This is a genomic window from Pseudomonas putida NBRC 14164 (assembly GCF_000412675.1).
Lineage (GTDB): Bacteria > Pseudomonadota > Gammaproteobacteria > Pseudomonadales > Pseudomonadaceae > Aquipseudomonas > Aquipseudomonas putida.
This window is the reverse complement of sequence record NC_021505.1, coordinates 3113920-3140057: the sequence shown is the minus strand read 5'-3', so window position 1 is coordinate 3140057 and position 26138 is coordinate 3113920. Positions and strand designations below refer to the sequence as shown.

The following is a 26138-nucleotide window of genomic DNA, read 5'->3' as shown; positions in this document are numbered from 1 at the left end:
GGGCCGCTATGCGGCCCATCGCCGGCGAGCCAGCTTGCACAGGCCTGAGCCTTGCGCAGTCCCTGTGGGAGCTGGCTTGCCGGCGATGGGCTGCACAGCAGCCCCCGGACAATACAGGTCTATCGGCAGTTACCTGCCTTGCGATAGCCCGCTGCCTGAGCCTCACCCTCGTTAGCGAAGGTAACCTGGTTCTTGGCGGCCACCTGGTTGAAGCCCGGGCAACCTACAGACAGGTGATAAACGTGGCTGTTGCGGTTGCCAAGCACGGCCCCGACTGACTGGACACTGGCCAGGCTCGGTTTGGCCTCTGCCTTGGCGGCTTTCACCGGCACCGCTTGCACTACGCCACTGCCAACCGGCTTGTAATCAGCCGTCCACTTGCGTTCCCCGCTCACGAACGGGTTGGCATGCCCCATGATCGCGGCAATGCGCCGGTCGCGCTCTTTCTCCCAGGCCGACACCGGGTGCTGTTTGTCCCAGGCCATCAGCAGCTGTTGCTGCTGGCGCGACATGCTCAGTTGGTAACGGTCGAACATGTAGAACGTGGTACGGGCCACCAGGCCTTTGACTTCATCGCGCGGTTCGGCGGCGCGCTGGACGAAGTCGACCTTGGTGGTGCACTGGCCATACTCGCCGGCATTGCCAGCGACCATGCCGTAGTTGAAGTTGCTGCGGTCACCGTTGACCTCGCCCACGGCCGGGTAGAGGTTGAACAGGTCGGCTTCCATGGCGCGGAACACCGGGTCGTTGTCCACGCAGTGCTCGCGGCCGCCGTTCTTCCAGCACTGGCGCTGGTTGCCGAAGGTGTAGGCGGGCACGATGTGTTCCCACTCGGTGCGCTCGGCGCGGTTCTGTTGCTTGCGCGTCTGGTAGCCGCACGAAGCCGCATCGATGCGCCCACCCGACTTGCCCACCCAGGTCCACTTGCAGCCGCAGTACAGGTCACCCATGGCACTACTGGCCTGGTCCAGGTACACCTTCTGCTTGGCCACCACCTTGGCCTCGGTGAACGTCGCTGGCGGGTTGGCCAAGGCAGGGAGGGTGAAGGAAAACACTAAGGTTACGGCGTAAAGCAGTGATTTCATGGGAAAAACATATTTCAGATTGGGGGGCGCATTGTAATGCTTTCCCCGTCGCTGGCCAGCTCGCTGAGCCATACCAGCGGTCGGCCCGGGTCGTCGCCGGCCATGCGGTCGAACGTGGCTGAGTCGAGCATATCCCTGACCTGAGCGCCCATGCGCAGCAGCCGCTCGATGAAACCGGCACCGACGTCGCCATAGTCCTCAAGCGAAACGCCGCTCTGGTTGTGCTGTATTGCCAAGTGGTAATGACTGACCCCGGCGCCATTGCCACTGCCGCCCAGCACCACGGTAAAGCGTGGGCCCAGCAGGCCGGCCAGGCGTTGCTGGACCAGGTCGAGCAGTGCGACCGGTACTTCATCGTGGCGCAGTGATGTGGGGAAACAGGGTGTGAACGGAGGCATGAGGGTGTCCTGGTGGGCGGGTTCGAGTGTTGCCCAGCTTAGGCAAGGTGACTGTCAACTTGGGTTAAGCGGGGGTAAAAGCGGGTAATACTCAAACAGGCCCTACGCGGTCCCTGTAGGAGCGGCCTTGTGCCGCGATGGGCTGCGCAGCAGCCCCGGGATTTCAGCGTCATGGCAACAACTGATGGGGCTGCTGCGCAGCCCATCGCGGCACAAGGCCGCTCCTACAGGGACCGTGCATGGCTGGTGTATCAGAACGTTTGCCCCAGCGAGAACTGGAAGATCTGGGTCTCGGCGTTGTCCGGCTTTTTCAACGGCGCCGCCAGGCTGAAGCTCAGCGGCCCCATCGGGCTGTACCAGGTCACGCCCACCCCGAGCGACACGGCCAACTGTGCCAGGTCGACGCTGCCGCAGCCCTGGGTGGTCGACAGGTAGCAGGTGTCGGCATAAACGTTGCCGGCGTCGACGAACAGAGAGCTGCGCAGCTGGCTCTGGTCCTTCACGAACGGCAACGGGAAGAGGTATTCGGCACCGCCGGTCACCAGAATGTTGCCCCCCAGCACATCCGTGTCACGGTCGGAATAGTAAGCCTGGCCCGCGCTGGCGTAGGTGCCGGTGGCCGGGGTATTGCGCGGGCCGAGGGTGCCGTCCTTGAACCCGCGTACCGAGCCCTGGCCCCCCGCGGTGTAGCTTTCATAGAACGGCAAGCCGTCGGTGGACCCGTAGCCATTGCCATAGCCCAGGCTGGTGTGCAGGCGCAGCGAGGTGTTGTTGGTCACCGGCAGGAAGGTCTGGCCGTTGTAGTCCAGCTTGTAGAACGACAGGTCGCTGCCAGGGGTGGTGGCCATCAGCGTGAGGCTTTGCGAGTGGCCACGTGTGGCCAGCACGCCTTTATTCAGCGTGGACTCGGACCAGCCGATCGACGCTTTGAGGTTGTTGAAACTCTTGCCCTCACGGGAGATGAAGTCGTAGATCTCGTCGGCGCTGTAGGTACCCGGCGAAATGTCGTCATGCTGCAGGGTCAGGCCGTAGGTCAGGCGCGAGGTTTCGTTGATCGGGTAGCCAAAGCTGACCCCGGCGCCGTAGCTGTTGATCGCATAGTACGAAACGCCATCGTCGTAGTAGTCGCTGTAGTCGGTGGTGTTGTAGAACAGGTTGTAGCCCAGGCTGACACCGTCGGCGGTGAAGTAGGGGTTCACGAAGCCGAAGTTGTACTTGGTCTGGTATTCGCTGCGAGTCAGGCCGATGGACACCTTGTTACCGGTACCCAGGAAGTTGCTCTGGCTGATCGAACCACCGAGGATCAGGCCGGCGCTCTGGGCGAAACCGACGCTGGCGGTGATCGAGCCGGAGGCTTGCTCTTCGACGCTGTAGTTGACGTCGACCTGGTCGTCAGTGCCGGCTACCTGCGGGGTCTCGACGTTGACTTCCTTGAAGAAGCCCAGGCGCTCCAGGCGGGTCTTGGACTGGTCGATCAGGTAGGTCGAAGCCCAGCCGCCTTCCATCTGGCGCATTTCGCGACGCAGCACTTCGTCTTCGGTCTTGGTGTTGCCGCGGTAGTTGATGCGGTTGACGTAGGCACGCTTGCCCGGGTCGACCACGAACATGATGTCGACCGTGTGGTCCTGGTCGTTCGGCTGTGGCACGCCGTTGACGTTGGCAAAGGTGTAGCCTTCGTTGCCCAGACGACGGGTGATCAGCTCGGAGGTGGTGGTCATCACCTTGCGCGAGAACACCTGGCCCGGCTGCACCAGCAGCAGCGACTTGACCTGGTCTTCCGGCACTTTCAGGTCACCGGACAGCTTCACGTCGCGAACGGTGTACTTCTCGCCTTCGTTGATGTTGACGGTGATGTAGACGTGTTTCTTGTCTGGCGTGATGGACACCTGGGTGGAGGCGATGTCCATCTTGATGTAGCCGCGGTCCAGGTAGTAGGAGCGCAGGCGCTCCAGGTCACCGGACAGTTTTTCGCGGGCATACTTGTCGTCGTTCTTGAAGAACGACAGCCAGTTGGTGGTCTTCAGCTCGAACAGCTGGCCCAGGGTGTCATCATCGAACACGTTGTTGCCAACGATGTTGATGTGCTGGATGGCAGCGACGGTGCCTTCGTTGATCTTGATCTTCAGCGCCACGCGGTTGCGCGGCTGCGGCACGACTTCGGCGTCGACCTCGGCCGAATAGCGGCCCTGGGCCACGTACTGGCGCTGCAGTTCGTTACGCACACCTTCAAGGGTGGCACGCTGGAAGATCTCGCCTTCGGCCAGGCCCGATTGTTTCAGGCCCTTCATCAGGTCTTCGGTGCTGATCGCCTTGTTGCCTTCGATCTCGATGCTCGACACCGATGGGCGCTCGACCACGTTGATGATCAGCACATTGCCATCGCGGTTCAGCTGGATGTCCTGGAAGAACCCGGTCTTGAACAGGGAACGGGTCGAGTCCACCAGGCGGCGGTCATCGGCCTGATCGCCGACGTTCAGCGGCAAGGCACCGAAGACACTGCCAGCGGAAACCCGCTGCAGGCCGTTGACCCGGATGTCGGCGATCCTGAAAGGGGAGGCTTGGGCCAGCGAGGCTTTCAGCAACAGGATGGAGAGCAACAGGCGCGGGTAGTTCATCGGGGGTTCCAGACAAGCGGATTCGTAGGGGAGCAAGCGCGGGCAACCCGCTAGCAGCGGGCGATGAGGATACGGGCGGGCTGTGTACGGCGCGGTTAGCCGAGGGTAAAGATGTGTAAAGTCCGACCGGCCGGCGGTGACAGTGCCGGCCTGCGGGGCGATCATTACAGCCCCTGCAATTGCGATGTCTGGCCCCGATGATCCCTGTGCTGCTGGTCGACGACGACCGCGAACTGACTGAAATGCTCTCTTTGTACCTGGCGCGCGAAGGCTTTCAGGCCACTGCCGTGAATACGGGTGAAGAGGGCGAGACCCAGGCGTTGTCCGGTCACTTCCAGGTGGTGGTGCTGGATGTGATGCTGCCGGGTATCTCTGGCATTGAAGTGCTGCGGCGCGTGCGTGCGCGCAGCCAGGTGCCGGTGCTGCTGCTGACTGCCCGTGGCGACAACATCGACCGTATTGCCGGCCTTGAGCTGGGGGCCGATGACTACGTGCCCAAGCCCAGCTCCCCGGGTGAACTGGTCGCACGCCTGCGGGCGATCCTGCGCCGGGTGCAGCCGCATTCCACGGGTGAGGGCAGTGCGCCCGAACACGTGCGCACGGGCGCATTGAAAATGTGGCCGGGCCGTCGTGAGGCGCATTGGGGCGAAGCCACGCTGGAGCTGACCGGCTCGGAGTTCAGCCTGCTCGAAGCGTTGGCCCGCCAGGCTGGCCAGCTGGTCAGCAAGCAAGACCTGTCACTCAACGCCTTGGGCCGGCCGCTGACTCGTTATGACCGGCGCATCGACGTGCACGTCAGCAGCATCCGGCAAAAGCTCGGCCCACGCGCCGACGGCAGCAGCTGGATCCAGAGCGTGCGTGGCATGGGCTACATGCTGATAGTCGAATGATGCGCCGGCGCCTGTTCTGGAAGCTGTTCCTGGCGTTCTGGCTGGCCAACTGCCTGACCTTCCTGGTGGGCGCGGGCGCCTTCATGCTCAATGAGTGGCGTGGCGATACCCCGGCGCTGCGTTCGCTGCTGGCCACCGAGCTGCAGGTACTGCAGCGTTATGGTGAGCAGCCCGGCCGGCAGTTGCTGGAGGTGTCGCCGCAGCCGCCGGATGTGCAAGTGGGCCTTTACGACGGCCAGGGCCAGTTGTTGGCAGGCAAAGCGGTGCCGGTCGTGCGTTTCGAGCAGGCGTTGAACGACAGTGAAGGCCGCCCACTGGTGCTGCGTGCTTCGGTGGCCACGGTGCTTGGCGAACCGCCGCGTCCTCGAGGCATGGGCCCGCTGTTTACCGGCACGCTGATGAGTGCGCTGTTTGCCTTCCTGTGCAGTTTGTACCTGACTCGCCCGTTGGCCTGGCTGCGCGAAGCCATGGGCCAGGTAGCTCAGGGCCGGTTCGATGTGCGCGTGAAACCCAGGTTGGGCAAGCGCCGCGACGAGATCGTCGAGCTGGCCGAGGACTGCGACCGCATGGCTGGCCAGCTAAAGGCCCTGGTGCAGGCGCAGCAGAACCTGCTGCACGATATTTCCCACGAACTGCGCTCACCGCTGACCCGCATGCATGCCGCCATCGGCCTGATGCGTCAGCAGCCCGACCGGCACGACATGCTGGAACGGGTGGAGCGTGAGTCACGGCGTATGGACGACCTGATCGAGCAGCTGCTGACCCTGGCCCGCGCCCAGGCGCGGCAGGGTGACAGCGACTTTGCCAGTGTCGATGTGGTAGAGCTGCTGGCGCAGATCGTCGAGGACGCCCGTTTCGAGGCGGGCATGAAGCAGTGCCAGGTGTCCTTGCACGCCCACGGCGCGTTTCTCATCCATGGGCATGAAGAGCTGCTGTACCGTGCGTTCGAGAACATCATCCGCAACGCCGTGCGCTACACCGCAGCCAGCACCGAAGTGTTGGTCGAGGCCGCGCTGGCGCCGGGCGGGCAATGGTTTCAGGTCAGTGTCAGCGACCACGGTCCGGGCGTGGACCCGGCGCGGCTGAAGCGCATCTTCGAGCCGTTCGACCGGGGCACCGACAGCAGCGATGATGGTTTTGGCCTGGGTCTGGCGATTGCCCAGCGCGCCATTATCCTGCATGGTGGCAGCATCACCGCGCAGGCCGCAGCCAGCGGTGGGCTGCGGGTGCGTATCGACCTGCCGCAAGCCAGCGCTACTTGAAACCGGTCACCGTGTGGGGGACGTAAGGGGCCTGCAAGCGTGCCACTTCGTCCTCGCTCAGCTGCAGTGTCAACGCGCCCAGTGCATCGTCCAGATGTGCAGGCTTCGAGGCGCCGACGATAGGGGCGCTAACGCCGGTTTTACCCAGTACCCAAGCCAACGCCACTTGGGCCATTGGCACGCCCCGTTCGCCGGCGATTTGCTCGACCACGTCGATCACCCGGCCGTCTTCCACCTCGGTCTTTTCATAGAACGACTGGCCGGATACATCGCTGCGCGTGCGTGCGGTCTGCTGCCCATGCGGCCGTGTCAGGCGCCCGCGGGCCATCGGGCTCCAGGGCATCAGGCCGACGCCCTGGTCCAGGCACAGCGGGATCATCTCGCGTTCTTCCTCGCGGTAGATCAGGTTGAGGTAGTTCTGCATCGACACGAAACGGCTCCAACCGTTACTGACCGCCACCTGCTGTGCCTTGGCGAACTGCCAGGCGTACATGGACGATGCACCGATGTAACGCGCCTTGCCGGCCCTGACCACGTCGTGCAGGGCTTCCATGGTCTCCTCGATGGGGGTGTGGTAGTCCCAACGGTGGATCTGGTAAAGGTCGACGTAGTCGGTGCCCAGGCGGGTAAGGCTGGCGTCGATGTTGGTCATGATCGCCTTGCGCGACAGGCCTTGTTCATTGGGCCGGCTGGCCCCTTCCCACATGTTGGCCGGGAAGAACACCTTGGTGGCGATCACGGTTTCTTCGCGGCGGGTGAACTCCTTAAGCAGTTTGCCCAGGATGCTTTCCGAAGTGCCGGCCGAGTAGCTGTTGGCGGTGTCGAAGAAGTTGATGCCTTGCTCGACGGCATGGCGAATGATGGGGCGGCTGGCGTCTTCGCCCAAGGTCCAGGGATGAGTGCCGGCGTCGGGTACGCCGAAGGTCATGCAGCCCAGGCACAACCTGGAGATGTCCAGCCCGGTGTTACCCAGCTTTACGTATTGCATCGTCGTCTCCTTCAAGGGCGTTAGTGATGGAGTGAGCCTAACGCGGGCAGCCTTGCGCGAAAATTCCATATTGATGCAGGTCCAGTCCGCAAAAATTCACAAGCGCAGCAGTGGCCGCACCTGTTGCTGGAGGAAGTCGGTAACTGCCTTGATCCGTGGGGTGGCGCGCACGTCCTCATGCACTGCCAGCCAGATTTCGATGCTCATGGTCTGCTCGGGGCTGCCGGCTTCCTTCAGGCCGTGCTCGTGCGCCATGAACGCGGGCAGGCAGGCGATTCCGATGCCGCCGGCACAGGCTTGAGCCTGGATGCGCAGGTCGTTGCTGTGCAGCACAAAGGGCTGCTGGCCGGCTTGGCGGTACAGCCATTGTTGCTGTGGGGAACTGGCCTGGGACTCGTCGTAGCCGATGTAACGCCAGGCCGCGGCGCTGGCCAGGTAGTTGGCAGAGGCGTACAGCCGGTAGTGCAGGTGGCCCAGCAGGCTGACCACCAAGGTCGGTTCCGTGGGCCTGGCCAGGGCGATGCTGATGTCGGCTTCGCGGCGAGCCAAGGATGCCTTTGATTTGCTGCCCACCAGCTTCAGGCGCAACTGCGGGTAGCGCTGGTACAGCTCGCCCAGGCGCCGGGCGACGATGCTGCCGAGCAGTGCCGGTGGTGCCGACAGCACCACTTCGCCTTCCACCGCCTGTTGGCCGGCGCTGGCGAAATGTTCAAGGGCGAAGGAGGACAGGGTCATTTGCTCGGCTAGTTCGGCAACGCGTCGGCCTTCGTCGGTGAGCACATAGGCGCGGGGGCGCCGGTCGACCAGCTTTAGCTTGAGCGAGGCTTCGAGCGAAGCGATGCGCCGGGCTACGGTGGCGTGGTCGACGCCCAGGGCCTTGGCGGCGGCGGACAGCGAACCGGCCGAGGTGAAGGCAGAGAAATGACGCAGGTCTTCCCAATCGAACATGGAGGGCTCGGCAGTAGCTTGTGCAGAAGGGGGTAGGGTAGCGTTTTTTTGGGGGGCCATAGTGGATTGCGGTTGATTGGAGATTTTGGGGCTGCTTTGCAGCCCCTCGCGACACAAGGCCGCTCCTACAGGATTTGCATTTGCCTGGAAGGCCGTAATGTACGTGTGGGAGCGGGCCTCAGTGCCCGCCTTTCATCCGTCGCGCCACCAGATAGATGCCCAGGCCAACCAGCGCAGTCGCCGCGCCGATATAGCCAGTACTGGTCCAGCCCATGCCCGCAGTAATCGCCATGCCACCCAACCATGGCCCCAGCGCATTCGCCAGGTTGAATGCGGCATGGTTGGACGCTGCAGCCAGGCTCGGCGCTTCATGGGCAATGTCCATCAGGCGGATCTGTAGCGGCGCGGCCAGGGCAATCATGGTCCCCACCAGGCCGATACCCAACAGGAGGCTCCACAGCGCCTGGGCGGCGAAGGTGAAGAACAGCAGCACGGCGATCGACCACACCAGCACCAGCCCCACGGCGCGGAACTGCAGGCGGTCGAACAGTTTACCGCCGGCAATGTTGCCGACGATGCCGCCCACCCCGAACGCCGCCAGGCCGAACGGAATCCACTGTGGCGATACCTGGGTCACTTGCAGCATGGTCGGCGCCAGGTAGCTGAACACCGTGAACATGCCGGCGAAGCCGATCGAGGCGATGGCCAGCGCCATCCACACCTGTGGCAGGGTGAAGGCTTGCAATTCCTTGCGTGGGTCGCTGCGCACTTCGTCGTGGCGCTGCGGCACAAAGCGCCACACCAGGGCGATGGTGCACAGCGCGATGGCGCCAACCAGCACGAACGCCGAACGCCAGCCAAAGTACTGGCCCAGGTACGTGGCTACCGGGTTGCCGAGCAGCATGGCCAAGGTCAGGCCCATCATCACCCGGGCAACCGCACCCGCTCGCTGGTCCTTGGCCACCATGCTCGATGCCACCACAGCGGCAATGCCGAAGTATGCGCCGTGGGGCAGGCCGCTGATGAAGCGGAAGGCAACCAGGCTGCTGAACGAGGGGGCGAAGGCGGTCGCCAGGTTGCCAAGGGCGTACAGTGCCATCAGCAGCAACAGCATGTGCTTGCGCAGCAGCCGGGCGCCCAGAATCGCTAGCGTCGGGGCGCCAACCATCACCCCGAGTGCGTAGGCACTGATGGCATGGCCCACCTGGGGCTCACTTAATTGCAGGTTGCTGGCGATGTCGGGCATCAGGCCCATGATGGCGAATTCGCCGGTGCCGATGGCAAAGCTGCCCAGCGCCATGGCGGCTTCCATCTTTGCGACGGTGCCTTTACTGGGGAGAGGGGGTATTTCCTGGACTGACATCTGTATCCCTTTTGAAACATGCTGAAACGTTCAAGGCGGGATCATAGTCAATATTTGCGGGCAACGTCGAGGAAGCTGAGTAGCTGTAGGGTCATGACGGCTCTGCCGGGGGAGACTACAAGGTCAGCTTCTTGCTGAACTTGGTTTCCATGACAATGTGCGAAGCTGTGTGCGTGACGCCCTTGATCATGTTGATGCGGGTCAGCTCGGCATTGAGCTCACCCAGCGTATGGGTAGTCAGGTGGATGATGAAGTCCATTTCGCCCGACACCGCATACACCGCCTGCACCGCGTCCATCTTGCGCAAGGTGGTCATCACATCGGTGTAGCTCTTGTTGCTGCACGAGGTCATGGTGAAGCAGTTGATCACCTGCTGCAGCTTGTCCTGGTCGATGCGCACACTGTAGCCGGTGATAACCCCAGCGTTTTCAAGGCGGTTGATGCGCTCCTGTACTGCCGAACGCGATACGCCCAGCTTGCGCGCCAGCGAGGCGGTAGGCTCGCGGGCGTTGGCCTGTAGCAGCCCCAGCAGTTGCCGGTCTTTTTCGGTCAGTTTGAACAGTGCGCCGGGTGGAAGGGCGTCCATGGTGGTTCCTGGTGATTTGTTCTAGTTGTTGTACTGCGCGCGGGCTTCCTGGAACCTGTCCATCAGCTTCAGGCCGGCATACACCGTTTGGGCCGCAGCGGGTCCGAACGGCCCGCCATTCCATTGCAGGCCATAGGCGTCGAACAGGCGGTAGCGGTCGCTTTCGCCGCAGATTGCCTCGGTGACTACCCGGGCGCCTACAGGTGCGGTGTTCATACCATGGCCCCCAAATGAAGTACAAGCCCACAGCCCCGGGGCCAGGGGGCCGATGTGCGGCATCTTGTGGCGGGCGTAACCCATCAGCCCTGACCACGCCTTGGCGATTTTCAAACCCTGCAACTGTGGGTAGACGCTGAGGATGTCGCGGGTCAGCAACTGCCCCAGCCGCTGCTCGTCCTGCAGGTTGCGCGTGGTGATATGGCCGCCCCACAGCAGGCGGTCACCCTCGACGACGCGGTAGTAGTCGGAGGCGCGGCGGTTGTCGCCGACTGCGTCCGTGGTACGTACTACATCACGCAGGCGCTCACCCAGGTGCTCGGTCAGCACCACATAAGTGGCAATCGGCAGGAACGCCCGGCGCAGCTGGCCGAACTCCGGGCCGCCGTAGCCACCGCAGCAGTACACCACATCGGCACAGGTCACCGAGCCGTCGGCTGTGATCACGCGATGACTGCCGGCCCTGCGCTCTACCCGCAGCATCGGCGACTGTTCGTGGATGCGACCACCGGCCAGCTCGACCAGCTCGGCCAGGCCCAGGCAGTAGTTCAGTGGGTGGAAGTGAAAACCATGGCTGTCGCGCAGCCCCTGGAAGTAGCAGTCGGTGTTCAGGCGGCTGCGCAGTGCCTGTTTGTCCAGGTATTCCAGGTTGAAACCGAAGTCGCGGGCCATGCGGTCGCGGGTGCGCTGCAGGTTGTCGGCGTCGTCGTAGCGCACCACGCTCAGCTTGCCAGTGGTGGCGGCGCAGCCTGGCAGCTGGTGGCCGGCGATGGTGTCACGGACGATATCGACGCCTTCCAGCGATAGCCGGAACAAGGCGGCGGCGGTCTGCTTGCCGCAACGCCGCTCGATGGCCGACAGCCCCTCGGACCAGCCCTGCAACACAAAGCCGCCATTGCGCCCGGAGGCGCCCCAGGCCACCCGTGCTGCCTCCAGCAACACCACCGAGCGCCCACGCGCCAGCAGCTCGCGGGCCACGCTAAGGCCTGCCAGGCCGCCGCCAATCACGCATGCATCGGCCCGGGTTTCACCGGCCAACGCGGCACGCTGCGGGGCAGGGCGCATGGTCCCGGTATAGTAGTTGTTGCTGTAGCTGGGCATCGGCTGGGTCATCCTTTTACTGGGCGAGGCAGGTTTGGCGGGCATGGGGGTGCCGCACGCCCTTCAAGCAAAGGGCGCCGGGTTGCGGGTAATGGGTTACTGCACTTGTGTGAGGTCGGCGCCGTACCATTTTTCGGACAGCTGCTTCAGCGTGCCGTCGGCTTTCATGTCGTCGACGGCCTTGGCCAGTTCAGCGTTGAAAGCGTCGTCGCCCTTGTCGGTGGCGATGGCCAGTGGCTCGTAGTAGGCAGGCTTGCCCTGCACCGGGGCAATCGGGTAACCGGCCTTGATCGCACCCATGATGGTTGGCAGTGCCGACAGGGTGGCGTCCAGACGGGTGCCATTGCCTATGCGCAAGTCGTCCAGCGGGCCCATGCTGTCGCCGTACGTTTGCACACTGCCGGGCTCCACGCTGTAGCTGAACGCGGGTACGTCCGCGGCGTCGATTTTCAGCCGCCGGTTGATGTAGTCCTCGGAGGTGGTGCCGGCTTCCACGCCGATGGTCTTGCCATTGAGCTCGGCAGCGCTGGCACCGGCGGCGTCCTTGTGCACGGCGAACACATACGGGGTGTAGTAGTAGATGGCCGGAAAGTCGAGCACCCGTCCACGCTCGGTGGTGGGTGTCATCGAACCGACCGACAGGTCCCAGCGGCTGGCCCAGCGCCCGGCGGTGATGATGCCGTATTCAGGGGTGACGAACGCCACCTTGGTACCCAGACGTTTGCCAATCTCGTTGGCCACATCAATGTCGAAGCCCTTGAGGGTGTTGTCTTCGCCAAGGAAAGACTGCGGTGGCCAGTTGGCGGCAGTGGCCACTTTCATGACCTTGCTCTGGTGGATCCGATCAAGCGTGGCGCCGGCCCACGCGGCCCCTGTCATCATGGACAGGCAGCTGGCAACGGCGGTCAGGGCGAACAAGCGAGCGACAGGGTTCATTCGGTAAGTCTCCGGGCATGCAATTGTTGTTGTGGTGTTGGCACAGCGGTAGACACAAGTTCAGTGGCTGAGGATTTGCGAGAGAAACTCCCTGGCGCGCGCATGGCGAGGGTTGTCGAAGAACGCGTTGGGCGGGCCTTGTTCAATAACCTGGCCCTGGTCCATGAAGATGATGCGGTCCGCCACCCGGCGGGCGAAGCCCATTTCGTGGGTGACGCAAAGCATGGTGATGCCGTCCTGGGCCAGCTCGCCCATCACGTCGAGCACCTCCTTGACCATTTCCGGGTCCAGCGCCGAGGTGGGTTCGTCGAACAGCATGATGCGCGGCTTCATGCACAGCGCACGGGCAATGGCCACACGTTGTTGCTGGCCGCCGGAAAGCTGCCCGGGGAACTTGTCGGCCTGGCTGGCGATACGCACCCGGTCCAGATACTCCAGCGCCAGGGCGCGGGCATCGGGCTCGCTGAGTTTGCTGACCAGGCGTGGGCCGAGCATCAGGTTTTCGAGCACGGTCAGGTGCGGGAACAGGTTGAACTGCTGGAACACCATGCCCACCTGGCGGCGGATGGCGGCGACGCTCGCCGCATCGCGGTTCAGCGTGTTGCCGGCGATCTGCACCTGACCCTTCTGGAAGTCTTCCAGCAGGTTCAGGCAACGGATCAACGTGGATTTGCCCGAGCCGGAAGGCCCACAGACCACCACGATTTCGCCGCTGGCGATCTCCAGGTCGATGCCCTTGAGCACATGAAAATCCCCGTACCATTTCTGCAGGCCGCGAATCGAAACGGCGGCCTGGGCGGCAGCGGGGGTAAAAGGCTGGTTCATGTTGGGGCTCCTCGATCAGCGGTGGGCGCGGTCGAAACGTTTTTCCAGGCGCGACTGCACGGTTTCGAGCAGGATCGACAGCACCCAGTACAAGACGGCAGCGGTGATCAGCATTTCCAGGTGGCGGAACTCCGCGCGGCCCTGGGTGCGGGCGAGGAACATCAGCTCCCATACGCCGATCACCGACACCAGCGAGCTGTCCTTGAGCATGGAGATGAACTGGTTGCCGGTAGGTGGAATGATCAGCCGCATCGACTGCGGCAAGATCACCCGGGTCATGGTTTGGAAGGGCGTCAGGCCGATCGCCCGCGAAGCTTCCCATTGCCCGCGCGCGATGCTGCTGATGCCGGCGCGGAAGATTTCCGTCATGTAAGCGCCGTAGCACAGCGACAACGCCAGGATGCCTGCCGGCACGGCGCCGACCACATAGCCGAGCTGGGGGATGCCGAGGTAGATCAGGTAGATCTGGATCAGCAGAGGCACGCCGCGGAAAAACGAGGTGTAGAAGCTGGCAATGGCGATGGCGAAACCGTTGGACGACAGCCGTGCGGTAGCCCCCAGCAGCGCCAGGACGAAGGCGATGGCGATGGAGAGGGTGGACACGTAGACGGTGGTGAACACCCCCTGGGTGATCATGAAGCCCACCTTGGTGGCGATGAAGCTGTACGACAGGTCGAAGGTGTCGAAGAACAACAGGAATAGCAGCAACAGTTCACACCACACCGTGATCACCTGGGCCCGTAACGGAAAGCGGCCAAGGATGAACAGGTTAAGTACCAGGGTCACCGCCAGGGTGCCGGCCACGGCGGCGTTGCGCAGCAGCGGTGCCTGGAGGTCTAGCACGATCGGGCCCATCAACCGCGCCAGGCTACCGTCACCCACGCCGTAGAGCAGGGCGAGGGCGAATATCACGGCGGCGACCAGGCCCATGAATGCCGGTTTATCGGTCGCACGCGGTTTGACGATGTGGTCTCTGTACATGGGGTCGTGCCTCACGGAGCTGGGCTCGTTTGTTGTTGTGGGGTCATTGTAGGGAGGCGAAGCGCAGGCAAGAACCTGCGGAATCGCAATAAATACGCAATTTGTTTTGGCAATAGCCGAGGTTGGACCCTGACATTTGCACCTCAATGCCTGCCAGATTGCTACCGTGGCATAGGGCGAGTACAAATGTACTCCGCACGTATTTTGAGCTGTCTACCGCGCGCATAACTGAAATGCCGGGATGTTATGGCAAGCCGTACGCCAGCTCTTTTAGACTGCCGCCTGCGTGTGCCGACATCCGGCCCGCTTGGTCGATAAGGTTGCTTTAGTGAATGCTGGCGTACGTTTTCCCGGGCCCTTGGGTATTTTCTGGCTGGGGCTGCTGCAAATCCTGGTGTGGGGTGGTTCGTTCTTCCTGCTGGCGGTGATGGGTAAACCGATCCTGCGCGAGACCGGCTGGGACAGCGGCTGGGTATATGGGGCGCTTTCGCTGGGCCTGATGGTTTCGGCGCTGCTGGCGCCGCTGTCCAGCCGCCTTGTGGCGCGTTATGGCGGGCGCTCGCAACTGGCCGCCAGCGGTGTGGTAGTAGGGCTGGGCTTGCTGGTGGTTGCCAACTGCCACAGCCTGCCGGTGTTCCTGCTGGCCTGGGTGATCATTGGCGCGGGGATGGCAATGGGGCTTTATGAAGCGCTGTTTGCCACCCTCGGTGCCTTGTATGCGGAACGGGCGGGGCGGGCGATTACCGGTATCACCCTGATTTCGGGGTTTGCCACCACCATCACCTGGCCGGTGGTGGCCCTGGCCATCGAGCAACTGGGCTGGCGCACGGCGTGTACGGCTTATGCGCTGGTGCTGATCGTTGCCGTGGCGCCGTTGTACCTCTGGGTGTTGCCGGCAGGCCAGCCCCTACACAAGGCCCAGGGCGCGACGGTGACGAACGATCTGCCTGTGGACCGCCGCTTGTACTGGCTGCTGACCGCAATCTTTGCCATCGGCGCGATCATCATGACTGCTGTTTCGGTGCAGCTGGTAGCGGTACTGCAGGGCCAGGGCCATTCGCTGGCGGCTGCCATTGGCCTGAGTGCCTTGCTCGGGCCAAGCCAGGTGGCGTCGCGGGTACTGCAGATCATCGCCGGCAAGCGCCACCCGATCTGGACTGCACTGGTGTCGTCGGTGCTGGTCGCAGTCGGCCTGACGCTGGTGGCCGTGGCGCCGGGCGTGACCGCGCTGGGCCTGCTGCTGTATGGCTGTGGCAATGGCTTGCGGGCGATTGTCAGGGGGCTGCTGCCGCTGGCCCTGATGCCACCAGCCCAGTATGTTGCGCTGATGGGCAAGATGTCGCGCCCCTCGTTGGTTGGCCAGGCACTGACGCCCTTGGTGGGTGGCTACCTGTTCCAGCACTTCGGCGCGACGGGGATACTGGCAACGCTGTCGGCACTGGCATTTACCAGTGTCGTACTGGTGTTGCTGGTGATGCATGGCCTCCCGCGGCAAACGGCGTGATCACGCGCCACTCATTTGGCTAGCAAGGACGAACACGATGTCGGATGCACCACGTAACCCGTTGCTTATCGCTGGGCCGGCCGGCCAGATCGAGCTGCTGATCGACCACCCTGCCGGGCCGCCCAAGGGGGTGGTGCTGGTCAGCCACCCACAACCGCTGCTGGGCGGCACCCCGCGCCATATTGTGCCGCTGACCCTGGCGCGGCAGCTGTGCGCAGCCGGTTGGCAAGTGGTGCGGCCGAGTTTCCGTGGGGTAGGGCAGACACAAGGTGCGCACGACGAGGGTATCGGCGAAGCGCAAGACTGCATCGCGGTCATCCGGCACTTCTGCCGGGAGTTGCCGGAGCTGCCAATAGCCTTGGTAGGGTTTTCTTTTGGTGCCTATGTGTTCGCCCGTGTGGCCTGTGCGCTTGAAGGGCAGTTGCAGGCAGTGGCGTTGCTGGGGCTGCCGGTGGGTGATGTACCAGGTGGGCGCTATTACGAGCCATTGCCGGTGCCTGCGGATTGCCTGCTGCTGCATGGCGAACAGGATGAAATGGCGCCGCTGGCCAACCTGTTGCAATGGGCAGGCCCGGGGCAACGGGCGGTGTCGGTTTATGCAGGTGCCAACCACTTTTTCAAGGGCTGCCTGGGGCGGGCGGCTGAGCAGGTGATCGCCCACCTGGCATTGAAAACCGGGCGCTGACAGGAACACCTGCGTCGGTCTGGCACCGGCGTTGCCGGTGTTCGCGGCTAAAGCCGCTCCCACATCGGTCGCGCTCGCTTCAAGGCATGCGCCAACCTGTGGGAGCGGCTTTAGCCGCGAAAGGGCCGGAACAGGCTAGCCTCACCGCTCCAGGTAATGCGTCTGCGCAGCAAAGTCGATGAACCGCTTGCTGGCCAGCGACAGGTATTCCCCCGAGCGCCAGCACAATCTGAAGCTCATCTGCTGCGCGGGCCGGAACGGCACCCCAACAATGCCCGGCGTGCGTTGCTGGACCGAGCGCAGCAGGGTCGCCACGCCCATGTTGTCCAGCGCGGCCTGCACCACCAGCGAGACGAAGTTGCTCTGTAACGCCACCTGGTAAGTGATGCCATGTTCGGCGAAGAACGCGTCCAGCAGGTGACGTTGAACGAATGTGCGGTCGAACACCACCATGTCGGTATTGCGCAGGTCTTCCGCCGTGAGGAAGGCCTTACCGGCATAGGGGTGGTCGGGGTGCATGCACGCGAGCATCTCGTCACTGCCCAGCAGGATCGATTCCTTGTCGGGGGGCACGCGCCTGGACTCCAGCAATGCCAGGTCGATTTCCCGTTGTTCCAGGCGATGGCCAATGTCCTCGGCACTGCCTTCGAACACGGTCATGGCAATGCCTGGAAACAGCCGGCGGAAGGCATTCATCAACCCGGGCACATAGTGCAGGCCGAACATGGGCGGGATGCCCAGGCGCACTTCGCCGCGCTTCAGGTCGGCCATGTCACGCAGCTCTTGCCGGGCAACATCCATTTCGCGCAGCGCGGACGCAATGCGTGGCAGGAACTGTTCGCCCTCGGCGGTGAGGATGACTTTGCGTGTGGTGCGGTTGAACAGGGTCACGCCCAGTTCTTCTTCCAGCCGGGTTACGGCCATGCTCAGCGCAGGTTGGGCGATGTGCAAATGCTGCGCAGCCTTGGTGAAGCTGCCCTGGCGCACGATCTCGACGCAGCAGCGCAATGCCTTGAGGTTCATTGAGGCGTTCTACCATTCATAACGAACTGTGATGCTAAGCATCATAACAATATATTTATTATTATTAACCAGAGGGCCTACGATGCGCGCCACTGAGACATCCTGCAATATCTCAGTCACGCAGCGAAATAAAGCTGCAATCCCACAAAGATTTTGAGGTAGTACCCCAAATGGCCAAGGCCGCCGATGTCGTTGTGCAATGTCTGGAAAACGAAGGTGTCGAGTATGTGTTCGGCATTCCTGGTGAGGAAAACCTCGACCTGCTCGAATCCCTGCGCAAGTCGAAGATCAAGCTGGTACTGACCCGTCACGAGCAGTCTGCAGGCTTCATGGCTGCCACCTACGGCCGCCTGACCGGCAAGACCGGCGTCAGCCTGTCGACCCTCGGCCCTGGCGCCACCAACCTGGTTACCGCCAGCGCCTACGCCTACCTGGGCGGCATGCCGATGATGATGATCACCGGGCAGAAGCCGATCAAGAAGTCCAAGCAGGGCCGCTTCCAGATCATTGATGTGTGCGGCATGATGGACCCCATCACCAAGTACACCCACCAGTTCGCCTCGGCTGACAACATCCCGGCCCGCATGCGCGAAGCCTTCCGCCTGGCTGAAGAAGAGAAGCCAGGTGCGGTACACCTGGAACTGCCTGAAGACATCGCCGCCGAGCAGACCGACGCACTGCCGATCCCGCGCAGCCTGCACCGCCGCCCGCTGGCCGAACACGTGGCCATCGAAGCTGCAGTCGAGAAGCTGAAGACCGCCCGTAACCCGATTCTGGTGATCGGCGCTGGCGCCAACCGCAAGATGACCGCCAAGGTCCTCAAGCAGCTGATCGACAAGACCGGCATCCCGTTCATCACCACGCAGATGGGTAAAGGTGTGGTCGATGAGCGCCACCCGCGTTTCCTCGGTAACGCTGCACTGTCGTCGGGTGACTTCGTGCACCGCGCCGTCGAAGCGGCCGACCTGATCATCAACATCGGCCACGACGTGATCGAGAAGCCGCCGTTCTTCATGGTCCGCGGCGGCACCGAAGTCATCCACATCAACTTCCGCTCTGCCGAAGTCGATGCCGTGTACTTCCCGCAGGTGGAAGTGATCGGCGACATCGCCAACGCCGTGTGGCAGATCAGCGAAGCGCTGAACGACACGTCGCACTGGGACTTCACCCGCCTGATGGCCATCCGTGAAGCCAACGAAGCACAGATCGCCGAAGGCGCTGATGACAACCGCTTCCCGGTCTACCCGCAGCGCCTGGTGGCCGACATCCGTCGCGTACTGCCGTCCGAAGGCATCGTTGCCCTGGACAACGGCATCTACAAGATCTGGTTCGCCCGCAACTACAAGGCGCACAAACCGAACACCGTGCTGCTAGACAACGCCTTGGCCACCATGGGCGCCGGCCTGCCATCGGCCATGGCGGCGCACCTGGTGCACCCGGACCGCCCGGTGATCTCGGTGTGCGGCGACGGCGGCTTCATGATGAACAGCCAGGAGCTGGAAACGGCTGTACGCCTTGGCATGCACATCACCGTAGTGATCCTGCGTGACGATGGCTACGGCATGATCCGCTGGAAGCAGGCCAACATGGGCTTCACCGATTTCGGCCTGGACTACGGCAACCCGGACTTCGTCAAATACGCCGAAGCCTACGGTGCCAACGGCCACCGCGTGGAAAGCGCCGAAGGCCTGCTGCCACTGCTGGAACACTGCATCAAGACCCCAGGCGTGCACGTGATCGACTGCCCGGTCGATTACAGCGAGAACGACCGCATCCTCAACAGCGAGCTGCGTGAGCGCGCGCTGGCGGTGTAAGCCTTAAGGTACGGCGCCAGCCTCAGGGCTGGCGCTGTCCTCCTGCAAGAGCGGCTTCTGCCGCGCCATCCCCCCAGGCCTTGCTGGCCGCACAATGTCCGTCACTTCTGTCAACGATCCAACAGGCCCTGCAGGCTGGCCAGGATGCTATTGGCATCGTAAGGCTTGCGCGCTACGGGGACGCCCTTCAAGTGCTCGGGAATGCTGATGCCATCGCCATAGCCTGTGGCAAACAGGAATGGAACCTGACGGCGCACCAGTTCATCGGCCACGGAAATGGATGTGCCGGTGCCCAGGTTGACATCCAGTATCGCAACGTCCGGTGTGCGGCGGGCGAGCAATTGCATCGCCTCGGCTTCGGAATTGGCGGTGATCACCTCTTTGATTTGAGCATCGTTGAGAATCTGCTCCAAGCCGACTGCAATCACCAACTGGTCTTCGAGGATCAGCACGCACAAGCCCGCCCGTGTTGCAAAGGTATCGCCTACGCGGGCCATGGCCGAGACCGGGATGGCTGGCTCGAAGGTGTCAGCGACGGTCAGGTGCTTGTCAGGGATCCGGAAAACGCCTTGCAGGCCTTCGGGGTAATATTCCACCGTGCTGGTGCCGCCCAGGTCGAACGGGATACTGCGGTCGATCAGTACCGATCCAAAGCCAGTGCGGCTGGGCGGGCGTACCGTTGGCCCGCCACTTTCACGCCAGCTGATGACGCAGGCGCTGGCGGCGTCGATCGCCCAGCTCACCGCAAGCTTGCCGCCGGCCCGCGATAGCGCACCATACTTGGCCGCATTGGTGGCCAGTTCGTGCAGCACCAGGGCCATCACCGAGTAGGCGCGCGCGTCGAGGATGACGTTCGGGCCCTGCAGCTCGATCACGTCGGCAGCAGTGCGATAGGGCGAAAGCTCGGCCTCCAGCAGCATTGCCAGGCGGCCGCCACCATCCCCACGCACCACTTGGTCGTGGGCCAGTGACAATGCCTGGATACGCCCTTTGAGGGTGGCCACATAGTCCTGGAGGGTCTGGCTCTCGGAGGTCGGGTGGGCAACCAGCGCACCAATCAGCGACAGGATATTCTTGACCCTGTGATTGAGCTCCTCGTTAAGGATGCGCTGGCGCACTTCAGCCTTCGAGCGCTCGCTGGCGAGCAGCTCGCTGTTGTGCAGCACCACTTCGACGATGGCGGTGCGGATGGCATCGCCAAACTGGCGATCCTGTTCGGTCCAGGGCAGCGACTGCTGGTGAACGGTTTCTTTCCAGATGGCGAAGCTTTTGCGTGGCGTCAGGCGATCGCCCAGCGCGCCGCTGTCGTAGGTCTTGTTCGGGTCCCCGGCCCATTCGAGCGTCTCGATGACCTCCTTGCGAAAGAAGATCAGGTAATCCCTCGGCTGCTGCGACATCGGGATGATCAGCACGCCGGACACATCGGTGAAATACGCCTGGGCCGAAGGGTGCACCATCGACAGGCGGTTGGACGCCCAGGTACGGCCATCGGCGACCGTATCCGCCAGGCGCAACAGGTCGGGCACGGCAGCCTTGGGCAATGTCAGCCCCGCCGATGCCCAGCGGCCTTGCAACGACATGCCGATGCCATCGCAGGGGATCAGCGACATCAGCCGCGGCAGGCGTGAGTGGAAGAACCCATCGATGTCCGCTGACTGGTTGGCATCGCGCACGATGCTGTCCAGTGCTTTGTGAACCCGCACGGCGGCTTCGAGTTTTTGCCGGCTGCGCAGGGTCTCGATATGCAACGCGAAGAACTCGCCGAACATTTCGGCGGCCACCCGCTGCCCCATGGCCAAGGTACGTGGCGCGTAGTGGTGGCAGGCGATCATCCCCCACAGCTCGCCGTTGACGATGACCGATATCGACATGGAGGCGCCCACGCCCATGTTGCACAGGTACTCGCAATGGACCGGCGACACGCTGCGCAGGTGCGCGTAGGACAGGTCGAGCGGTTCGCCTGACGGGTCAAGGACCGGCTCGATGGCGACCGTTTTGAACTGGGCGTCGGAAATCACCCGGACCGGGTTGCGCAGGTAAAGCGCTCGGGCCTGCTGTGGGATGTCGGAGGCGGGGAAGTACTGGCCCATGAAGCTTTCAAGGTCGCCACGTTTGGCTTCGGCGACCACCTTGCCGGCACCGTCTGCGCCGAGCTGGTAGATCATCACCCGGTCGTAGCCCAGTACGGCCCGGACAAAGCGGGCAGCGTCGCGGAACAATTTGCCGGTCTGGTCGATTTCGCGCAGCTGCGCGATCAGGGTACGGGCCAGCTCGATGGGCTCGGCGATGCTGGCACCGGCCGGTTCAAACTCCAGGATTGCCGTACCTTTGAACAGGTGGGCGGCGATATCGAAGGCCTGGCCGTTGGGCAGCATCACGCTGAAGCTGAGTGCAGGGCGCGAGGCTTCGCGGGTACGGGCCAGTGCGTTGCGCAGGGTATGGGCTACCTCGTCCCCTAGCACCGTGTGCAGCTTCTGGCCGTTGATATCGCCTGCCAGGCCCAGCAGATGCGGGGCGTTGACCGAATGGCGCAGCACCACTGTCGCGGATGCATCACAGGCCAGCAGGCAGCCGTGGGGCTGGATGCTGCCAGGGATCTGGATGGGTTCGCGGTCGCAGTTTGTCAGGTTTACTTGTGGGTCGAAGGTCATTTGGCCCGTGCCTAAGGGTAAAGAATAGGCTGCCAGGACGGCCGCCATCGTCAGCCTAGCAGGCATTGTCCGCCTTGGGCATTGCCGGGTGGTTGCCTTTTCAGGCTGATGGGGTCTCCCCCCGTTCATCTGCGAACCCCAGCTCCCGTATGAACATTGAAAACAATTCGGGGTGAGACGAGATGTTCAGCTTCGCGTATAGGTGGCGCCGGTGCACCTTTATGGTTTCTGGCGAGATACCGAGCCGTTGCGCCATCGCTTTCGACGAGTAGCCGCGCAGGATAAGGCGGGCGATTTCCAGCTCCCGCTCGGACAACAGGCCTTGGGCGAACCTGGCCAATGCATCGCCAACCGGCGCCTGCACGGGCACCGGCACGCCACTACGCGCCCAGTGCTGCCCAAGCAGTGCCAGCACCCAGGCACTGATCAGGTTGAGCTTGCCCAGCTCTGTTGCGTCGAAAGCGCGGCGCATGCCCAGTGACAGCGACAACACCCCATCGGGCAGCTGTAACAGGAACTGGACTTCGTCGACCAGCACATGGTCCTGGAAGTAGTTCTGGTAATAGTCCGTTTGCCAGAAATGGTCCGGGGCCACTTCTTCCAGGTGGTAGCAACCACTGGCCAAGCCTTCGCGGCCGGCCTGGTAGAAAGGGTCTAGCAGGTACAACCCGTCGAGGTACAGCTCACCCGCTGCGGGGGCTGGCGCTGCATCGTATTCCTCCAGCACTTGTGGGGCGCCCTGGGGAGGGAAGTGCATCGCCAGCGCGTTATCGAACGGCACCCAGTGCCTCAGCACCAGGATCAGCTGACGCCAGAAGCGCTGGCTGCCAATCTGCTCGATCGTTCTGGCCAGCGCGGTGTGGCCGGCAACCTCATGAAAGAGAATTTCCACGACAGCGTCCTTGAAAGAAGTAGGGCATTGGCACCCGCTTTGCCTCAGCTGTCAACCGGGGGTACCCCTTAGTGGGAATTGTCCTGCCGGGCGCCGCCGCATAGATTTCATACCAATCAAGCGGGCCGTCGAGCTCGCCACGTTTCGCTTACTGGTTCTGCCTCTGACACTAACAACAACGTGAGGATGAACAAATGACGTCCTGTAGTGCACCCACCCCAGAACTCAAACCGACGCTGAGCGTCGCAGATGTAGTCGCCATCACCGTGTCATCGGTGACACCCGCAAGCTCCGTCTTCGTCATTGCGCCCTTTGCTATCGCCCAGGCAGGTACAGGTGTGATCTGGGCCTTCGTGCTAGGTGGTGTGCTGGCGCTGATGTTTGCGCTTTGCTATGCCGAACTGGGCCGCGCGCACAGTGCGGCAGGGGGTGAATACGTGTTTGCCAAGCGGGTATTTGGCGGGATGGCCGGTTACGCTACGTTCCTTACCGTGCTGGCTATGCTGGTGTTCATTCCACCGGTCTTGGCCACGGGGGCAGCCACTTACCTGAATGCAGCGCTCGGCACCCAGCTTGACGGGCAGACGGTGGCCTTGGTGATCGTGGCTCTGGGCTATTTGCTTGGCATTCTCAACATCAAGCTGAACGCGTGGGTCACCGGCATTTGCCTGTTCCTTGAGGTGGCGGCACTGATGGTGATCGTGGTGTTGGGCTTTGGCCACGCCCAGCAACCGGTCAGCAGCCTTGTCAGCCCGCTGGTACTCCATAACGGGATACTGCACGCGGCGCCCTGGGCGCTGGTGATTGGTGCGGTGGGCACTGCGCTGTTCTCTTTCAACGGTTATGGCGGCGCCGTGTTGCTGGCCGAAGACATGAAATGTGGCGGGCGTGGGATCGCCAAGGCAGTGCTGTGGTCGCTGGTGCTGGTGCTGGCCATCGAAGTGGTCCCGCTGGTGGCGCTGCTGGTAGGGGCACCCTCGCTTGAGGCGATGCTGGCCAGCCCGGACCCTATCGGCTACCTGCTGACGGCCCATGGCAACGAAACACTCTCGCGCCTGGTCAGCGCCGGGATTTTCCTTTCGGTGTTCAATGCCATCATTGCCCTGGTCATCCAGAGTGGGCGGGTGATCTACAGCAGCGGGCGGGATGCGTTGTGGATGCCGACCCTGAACCGCGCTTTCATCCGCATTCACCCCAAGTGGGAATCGCCCTGGCTGGCCACGCTGTTCCTCGCCGTGCCTTCCGCTGCCTTGACGTTCAGTTCCAACCTGTCGGAGCTCACGTCCTTCACCGTGCTGCTGATCCTGTGCGTGTACCTGGTGGTCGGGATGTGCGCGCTGTTCAGCCGCGTGCTGCGCCGCGACCGTGAGCACCCTTACCGGATGCCGCTGTGGCCACTGCCGGCCTTGGCTGCGGTGACCGGGGCCGGGTACCTGTTGACTACCCTGTTGAGTACGGCTTCAGCCCGGGACATTTTCATCATTCTTGGCATTCTGCTGACCTCCGTGTTGCTGTACGGCACGTATGGCAAGTTGAGCCCGGCCTTCCAGAAACTTTGAGCGAGAGACAAGATGCGAGCACGCGATTTCGGTATCACGCTGGGCCTTGGTCGGCCTGGCCCCCACAACGCCATTACCGATGTGCCGGGTGTGCGGGTTGGCCACGCCACCCTGGACAAGCACCACAATGGCAAGCCTGTACGCACCGGTGTCAGTGTCATCGAGCCCCGCGAAGGCCCGGCGCGCCATCAACCGTGCTTCGCCGGCTGCCATGTGCTCAATGGCAATGGCGACGCCACAGGCCTGGAGTGGATTCGTGAGGCGGGCCTGTTGACGACAGCCATTGCCACCACCAACACGCACAGCGTCGGCGTGGTGCGCGATGCACTCATCGCCCATGAGCATGCGACCCTGGCGGACGCGTCGACCTACTGGTGCATGCCGGTGGTGATGGAGACCTACGACGGCGTGCTGAACGACATCTGGGGGCAGCATGTGAATGCGGACCTGGTTCAGCAAGCGCTGGGGGCGGCCCGTGGCGGGCCCGTTACCGAAGGTGCGGTAGGGGGGGGTACCGGCATGATCTGCCATGAATTCAAAGGCGGGATCGGTACTGCGTCGCGGGTATTGCCGGCAGAGCAGGGTAGCTGGACGGTGGGTGCCTTTGTCCAGGCCAACCATGGCCAGCGCCGCGATCTGCGGGTGGATGGCTATCCCGTAGGCCGGGTGTTGCTTGACCTGCCCACGCCATTTGACCAGCAGGATACCCCCGGCATGGGCTCGATCGTGGTGGTACTGGCCACCGATGCACCGTTGCTGCCGCATCAGTGCCAACGGCTGGCGCAACGTGCTGCGCTGGGCATTGCCCGCACGGGTGGCGGCACCGATGACTCCAGCGGCGATATCTTCCTGGCATTCTCGACGGGGAATACCGGGCTGGCGCCTGCCGACTACAATCGCCGCGATCTGCCGATGACAGCGCAAGTGGCGATGGTCAACAACGACCATATATCGCCGCTGTTCGCAGCAGCGGCCGAGGCGGTGGAAGAGGCCATTGTCAACGCGATCCTGGCTGGCAGGACCATGCAGGCAGAGGATGGGCGAGAGGTGCCGGGCCTGCAGGGTAAGCGGCTGCTGACGGCCCTTGAGCAAGTGGGTTGGAAGGCTCAGGGTTGACGCAGAAAGAGAATCGCTTGAAGCCGAGCCACGATCAATGGTCTCATCCCGCGCCTGAGCCTACTGGTATTGAACGATGAACCGCCCGCTGTTTGTTTCCATTGATGGGCCCAAGGGTACCGGCAAGACCACGCTGCTGGAGGCCGTCACTCAAGCCTTGCGGCTGGACGGGAACAAGGTGATCCGCCTTTGTGAAAGAAAGAACGACCCTTGCCGGGGCGAGACCATGGCCCTGGTCAACCAGCTTGCCAGAAGCCCATGCCGGGACCTGGAGTTCAAGGTGTGCGAGCGCTTTGCCGAGAGCCGCGCCTGGATTTCCCGGCATGTGCTGCCCAGGCAGCCAGCTGACAGCATCATCCTGATTGATCGCTGGTACCCCTCCGATGCTGCGTTCCGCCGCACGGTGCCGTTCGACCAGATTTTGCGGCTGAACCTTGAGCGAAACGTGCAAGTGCCCGATTTGCATGTCGGGGTTGTCACAGCCCCTGAAACCTCATGGGCACGAGCCGCAGCGCGTACGCGAGGGCTGGGCAGTACGGTGATCTACAACCTTGATGAACAGGTGGCCTGTACCGAGGCGTTTGAGCGTGCCGTTGCAGAGCACGGCTGGGTGCTGTGCCGCAATGAAGGGGCGATCGACGAGGCAACCCGGCAGGTGGTTGGGGAAATTCAGGGCGTGCTTGCACGCATGTGAGCTGTA

General features: G+C 63.0%; 22 protein-coding genes. 8 read left to right on the top strand and 14 right to left on the bottom strand.

The annotated features are described in order from the left end of the window. Positions 1-119: 119 nt before the first annotated feature. From PP4_RS13955 to bamA, 3 genes are all read right to left on the bottom strand, one after another. Positions 120-1085 (bottom strand): endonuclease, encoded by a 966-nt coding sequence (locus PP4_RS13955; RefSeq protein ID WP_016499834.1) that lies wholly within the window; start codon positions 1083-1085, stop codon positions 120-122. Between the two features lie 14 nt (positions 1086-1099). Next, the gene (locus PP4_RS13950) at positions 1100-1483 is read right to left on the bottom strand and encodes a hypothetical protein (RefSeq protein ID WP_016499833.1); all 384 of its coding nucleotides are present in this window, start codon (positions 1481-1483) and stop codon (positions 1100-1102) included. 251 nt (positions 1484-1734) lie between these two features. Continuing rightward, positions 1735-4098: an outer membrane protein assembly factor BamA gene (gene bamA, locus PP4_RS13945; RefSeq protein ID WP_016499832.1), complete on the bottom strand. Its 2364-nt coding sequence runs from the start codon at positions 4096-4098 to the stop codon at positions 1735-1737. Between the two features lie 197 nt (positions 4099-4295). Here bamA and PP4_RS13940 point away from each other — a divergent pair, with 197 nt between their 5' ends. Next, positions 4296-4988 carry a response regulator transcription factor gene (locus PP4_RS13940; RefSeq protein ID WP_016499831.1) on the top strand — a complete coding sequence of 231 codons (693 nt, stop codon included), beginning with the start codon at positions 4296-4298 and terminating at the stop codon, positions 4986-4988. Next, positions 4985-6250 carry a HAMP domain-containing sensor histidine kinase gene (locus PP4_RS13935; protein ID WP_016499830.1) on the top strand — a complete coding sequence of 422 codons (1266 nt, stop codon included), beginning with the start codon at positions 4985-4987 and terminating at the stop codon, positions 6248-6250. The genes PP4_RS13940 and PP4_RS13935 overlap by 4 nt, the downstream gene beginning before the upstream one ends. Here PP4_RS13935 and PP4_RS13930 read toward each other — a convergent pair. From PP4_RS13930 to PP4_RS13895, 8 genes are all read right to left on the bottom strand, one after another. Further along, positions 6243-7238: an aldo/keto reductase gene (locus tag PP4_RS13930; protein ID WP_016499829.1), complete on the bottom strand. Its 996-nt coding sequence runs from the start codon at positions 7236-7238 to the stop codon at positions 6243-6245. The genes PP4_RS13935 and PP4_RS13930 overlap by 8 nt on opposite strands. Before the next feature lie 96 nt (positions 7239-7334). Continuing rightward, positions 7335-8186 (bottom strand): LysR family transcriptional regulator, encoded by an 852-nt coding sequence (locus PP4_RS13925; RefSeq protein WP_041167741.1) that lies wholly within the window; start codon positions 8184-8186, stop codon positions 7335-7337. A 178-nt stretch (positions 8187-8364) separates the two neighbouring features. Then, positions 8365-9549 (bottom strand): MFS transporter, encoded by a 1185-nt coding sequence (locus PP4_RS13920; RefSeq protein WP_041167740.1) that lies wholly within the window; start codon positions 9547-9549, stop codon positions 8365-8367. A 115-nt stretch (positions 9550-9664) separates the two neighbouring features. Further along, the gene (locus PP4_RS13915) at positions 9665-10135 is read right to left on the bottom strand and encodes an Lrp/AsnC family transcriptional regulator (protein WP_016499826.1); all 471 of its coding nucleotides are present in this window, start codon (positions 10133-10135) and stop codon (positions 9665-9667) included. A 21-nt stretch (positions 10136-10156) separates the two neighbouring features. Further along, positions 10157-11452, bottom strand: a complete 1296-nt coding sequence (locus PP4_RS13910) for an NAD(P)/FAD-dependent oxidoreductase (protein ID WP_016499825.1) — start codon at positions 11450-11452, stop codon at positions 10157-10159. A gap of 96 nt (positions 11453-11548) precedes the next feature. Further along, complete coding sequence (locus PP4_RS13905) at positions 11549-12388, bottom strand: ABC transporter substrate-binding protein (RefSeq protein ID WP_016499824.1); 840 nt, start codon at positions 12386-12388, stop codon at positions 11549-11551. Between the two features lie 60 nt (positions 12389-12448). Further along, positions 12449-13213: an amino acid ABC transporter ATP-binding protein gene (locus PP4_RS13900; RefSeq protein WP_016499823.1), complete on the bottom strand. Its 765-nt coding sequence runs from the start codon at positions 13211-13213 to the stop codon at positions 12449-12451. A 15-nt stretch (positions 13214-13228) separates the two neighbouring features. Beyond that, on the bottom strand, positions 13229-14194 hold the full coding sequence (locus PP4_RS13895) for an amino acid ABC transporter permease (RefSeq protein WP_041167739.1): 966 nt from the start codon (positions 14192-14194) through the stop codon (positions 13229-13231). Positions 14195-14573: 379 nt separating this feature from the next. On the opposite strand from PP4_RS13895, the gene PP4_RS13890 reads away from it, so the two are divergent. Beyond that, positions 14574-15698 carry an MFS transporter gene (locus tag PP4_RS13890; RefSeq protein ID WP_041168034.1) on the top strand — a complete coding sequence of 375 codons (1125 nt, stop codon included), beginning with the start codon at positions 14574-14576 and terminating at the stop codon, positions 15696-15698. Between the two features lie 37 nt (positions 15699-15735). Further along, positions 15736-16383, top strand: a complete 648-nt coding sequence (locus PP4_RS13885; protein ID WP_016499820.1) for an alpha/beta hydrolase — start codon at positions 15736-15738, stop codon at positions 16381-16383. A 141-nt stretch (positions 16384-16524) separates the two neighbouring features. Here PP4_RS13885 and PP4_RS13880 read toward each other — a convergent pair whose 3' ends face one another. After that, positions 16525-17406, bottom strand: a complete 882-nt coding sequence (locus PP4_RS13880) for a LysR family transcriptional regulator (protein WP_016499819.1) — start codon at positions 17404-17406, stop codon at positions 16525-16527. A gap of 170 nt (positions 17407-17576) precedes the next feature. On the opposite strand from PP4_RS13880, the gene PP4_RS13875 reads away from it, so the two are divergent. Then, entirely contained in the window at positions 17577-19220 is a 1644-nt protein-coding gene (locus tag PP4_RS13875; RefSeq protein WP_016499818.1) for an acetolactate synthase large subunit, read from the top strand. A 110-nt stretch (positions 19221-19330) separates the two neighbouring features. Here PP4_RS13875 and PP4_RS13870 read toward each other — a convergent pair whose 3' ends face one another. Then, positions 19331-21871, bottom strand: a complete 2541-nt coding sequence (locus PP4_RS13870) for an HWE histidine kinase domain-containing protein (RefSeq protein WP_016499817.1) — start codon at positions 21869-21871, stop codon at positions 19331-19333. Between the two features lie 100 nt (positions 21872-21971). After that, positions 21972-22763 carry a helix-turn-helix transcriptional regulator gene (locus PP4_RS13865; RefSeq protein WP_016499816.1) on the bottom strand — a complete coding sequence of 264 codons (792 nt, stop codon included), beginning with the start codon at positions 22761-22763 and terminating at the stop codon, positions 21972-21974. A 194-nt stretch (positions 22764-22957) separates the two neighbouring features. On the opposite strand from PP4_RS13865, the gene PP4_RS13860 reads away from it, so the two are divergent. From PP4_RS13860 to PP4_RS13850, 3 genes are all read left to right on the top strand, one after another. Further along, positions 22958-24322, top strand: coding sequence for an APC family permease (locus PP4_RS13860; RefSeq protein ID WP_041167738.1), 1365 nt, complete (start codon positions 22958-22960; stop codon positions 24320-24322). A gap of 12 nt (positions 24323-24334) precedes the next feature. Then, positions 24335-25438, top strand: coding sequence for a DmpA family aminopeptidase (locus PP4_RS13855; RefSeq protein WP_016499814.1), 1104 nt, complete (start codon positions 24335-24337; stop codon positions 25436-25438). A gap of 76 nt (positions 25439-25514) precedes the next feature. Then, on the top strand, positions 25515-26132 hold the full coding sequence (locus PP4_RS13850) for a dTMP kinase (RefSeq protein WP_016499813.1): 618 nt from the start codon (positions 25515-25517) through the stop codon (positions 26130-26132). Positions 26133-26138: the final 6 nt, after the last annotated feature.

Bases quoted from the DNA above. Each gene is read 5' to 3' on its own strand.
- PP4_RS13910 (WP_016499825.1), bottom strand. From the start codon at position 11,452: ATGCCCAGCTACAGCAACAACTACTATACCGGGACCATGCGCCCTGCC.
- PP4_RS13855 (WP_016499814.1), top strand. From the start codon at position 24,335: ATGCGAGCACGCGATTTCGGTATCACGCTGGGCCTTGGTCGGCCTGGC.
- PP4_RS13925 (WP_041167741.1), bottom strand. From the start codon at position 8,186: ATGTTCGATTGGGAAGACCTGCGTCATTTCTCTGCCTTCACCTCGGCC.
- PP4_RS13860 (WP_041167738.1), top strand. From the start codon at position 22,958: ATGACGTCCTGTAGTGCACCCACCCCAGAACTCAAACCGACGCTGAGC.
- PP4_RS13850 (WP_016499813.1), top strand. From the start codon at position 25,515: ATGAACCGCCCGCTGTTTGTTTCCATTGATGGGCCCAAGGGTACCGGC.
- PP4_RS13905 (WP_016499824.1), bottom strand. From the start codon at position 12,388: ATGAACCCTGTCGCTCGCTTGTTCGCCCTGACCGCCGTTGCCAGCTGC.
- PP4_RS13875 (WP_016499818.1), top strand. From the start codon at position 17,577: ATGGCCAAGGCCGCCGATGTCGTTGTGCAATGTCTGGAAAACGAAGGT.
- PP4_RS13880 (WP_016499819.1), bottom strand. From the start codon at position 17,406: ATGAACCTCAAGGCATTGCGCTGCTGCGTCGAGATCGTGCGCCAGGGC.
- PP4_RS13940 (WP_016499831.1), top strand. From the start codon at position 4,296: ATGATCCCTGTGCTGCTGGTCGACGACGACCGCGAACTGACTGAAATG.
- PP4_RS13900 (WP_016499823.1), bottom strand. From the start codon at position 13,213: ATGAACCAGCCTTTTACCCCCGCTGCCGCCCAGGCCGCCGTTTCGATT.
- PP4_RS13870 (WP_016499817.1), bottom strand. From the start codon at position 21,871: ATGACCTTCGACCCACAAGTAAACCTGACAAACTGCGACCGCGAACCC.
- PP4_RS13930 (WP_016499829.1), bottom strand. From the start codon at position 7,238: ATGCAATACGTAAAGCTGGGTAACACCGGGCTGGACATCTCCAGGTTG.
- PP4_RS13915 (WP_016499826.1), bottom strand. From the start codon at position 10,135: ATGGACGCCCTTCCACCCGGCGCACTGTTCAAACTGACCGAAAAAGAC.
- PP4_RS13895 (WP_041167739.1), bottom strand. From the start codon at position 14,194: ATGTACAGAGACCACATCGTCAAACCGCGTGCGACCGATAAACCGGCA.
- PP4_RS13935 (WP_016499830.1), top strand. From the start codon at position 4,985: ATGATGCGCCGGCGCCTGTTCTGGAAGCTGTTCCTGGCGTTCTGGCTG.
- PP4_RS13920 (WP_041167740.1), bottom strand. From the start codon at position 9,549: ATGTCAGTCCAGGAAATACCCCCTCTCCCCAGTAAAGGCACCGTCGCA.
- PP4_RS13955 (WP_016499834.1), bottom strand. From the start codon at position 1,085: ATGAAATCACTGCTTTACGCCGTAACCTTAGTGTTTTCCTTCACCCTC.
- PP4_RS13885 (WP_016499820.1), top strand. From the start codon at position 15,736: ATGTCGGATGCACCACGTAACCCGTTGCTTATCGCTGGGCCGGCCGGC.
- bamA (WP_016499832.1), bottom strand. From the start codon at position 4,098: ATGAACTACCCGCGCCTGTTGCTCTCCATCCTGTTGCTGAAAGCCTCG.
- PP4_RS13950 (WP_016499833.1), bottom strand. From the start codon at position 1,483: ATGCCTCCGTTCACACCCTGTTTCCCCACATCACTGCGCCACGATGAA.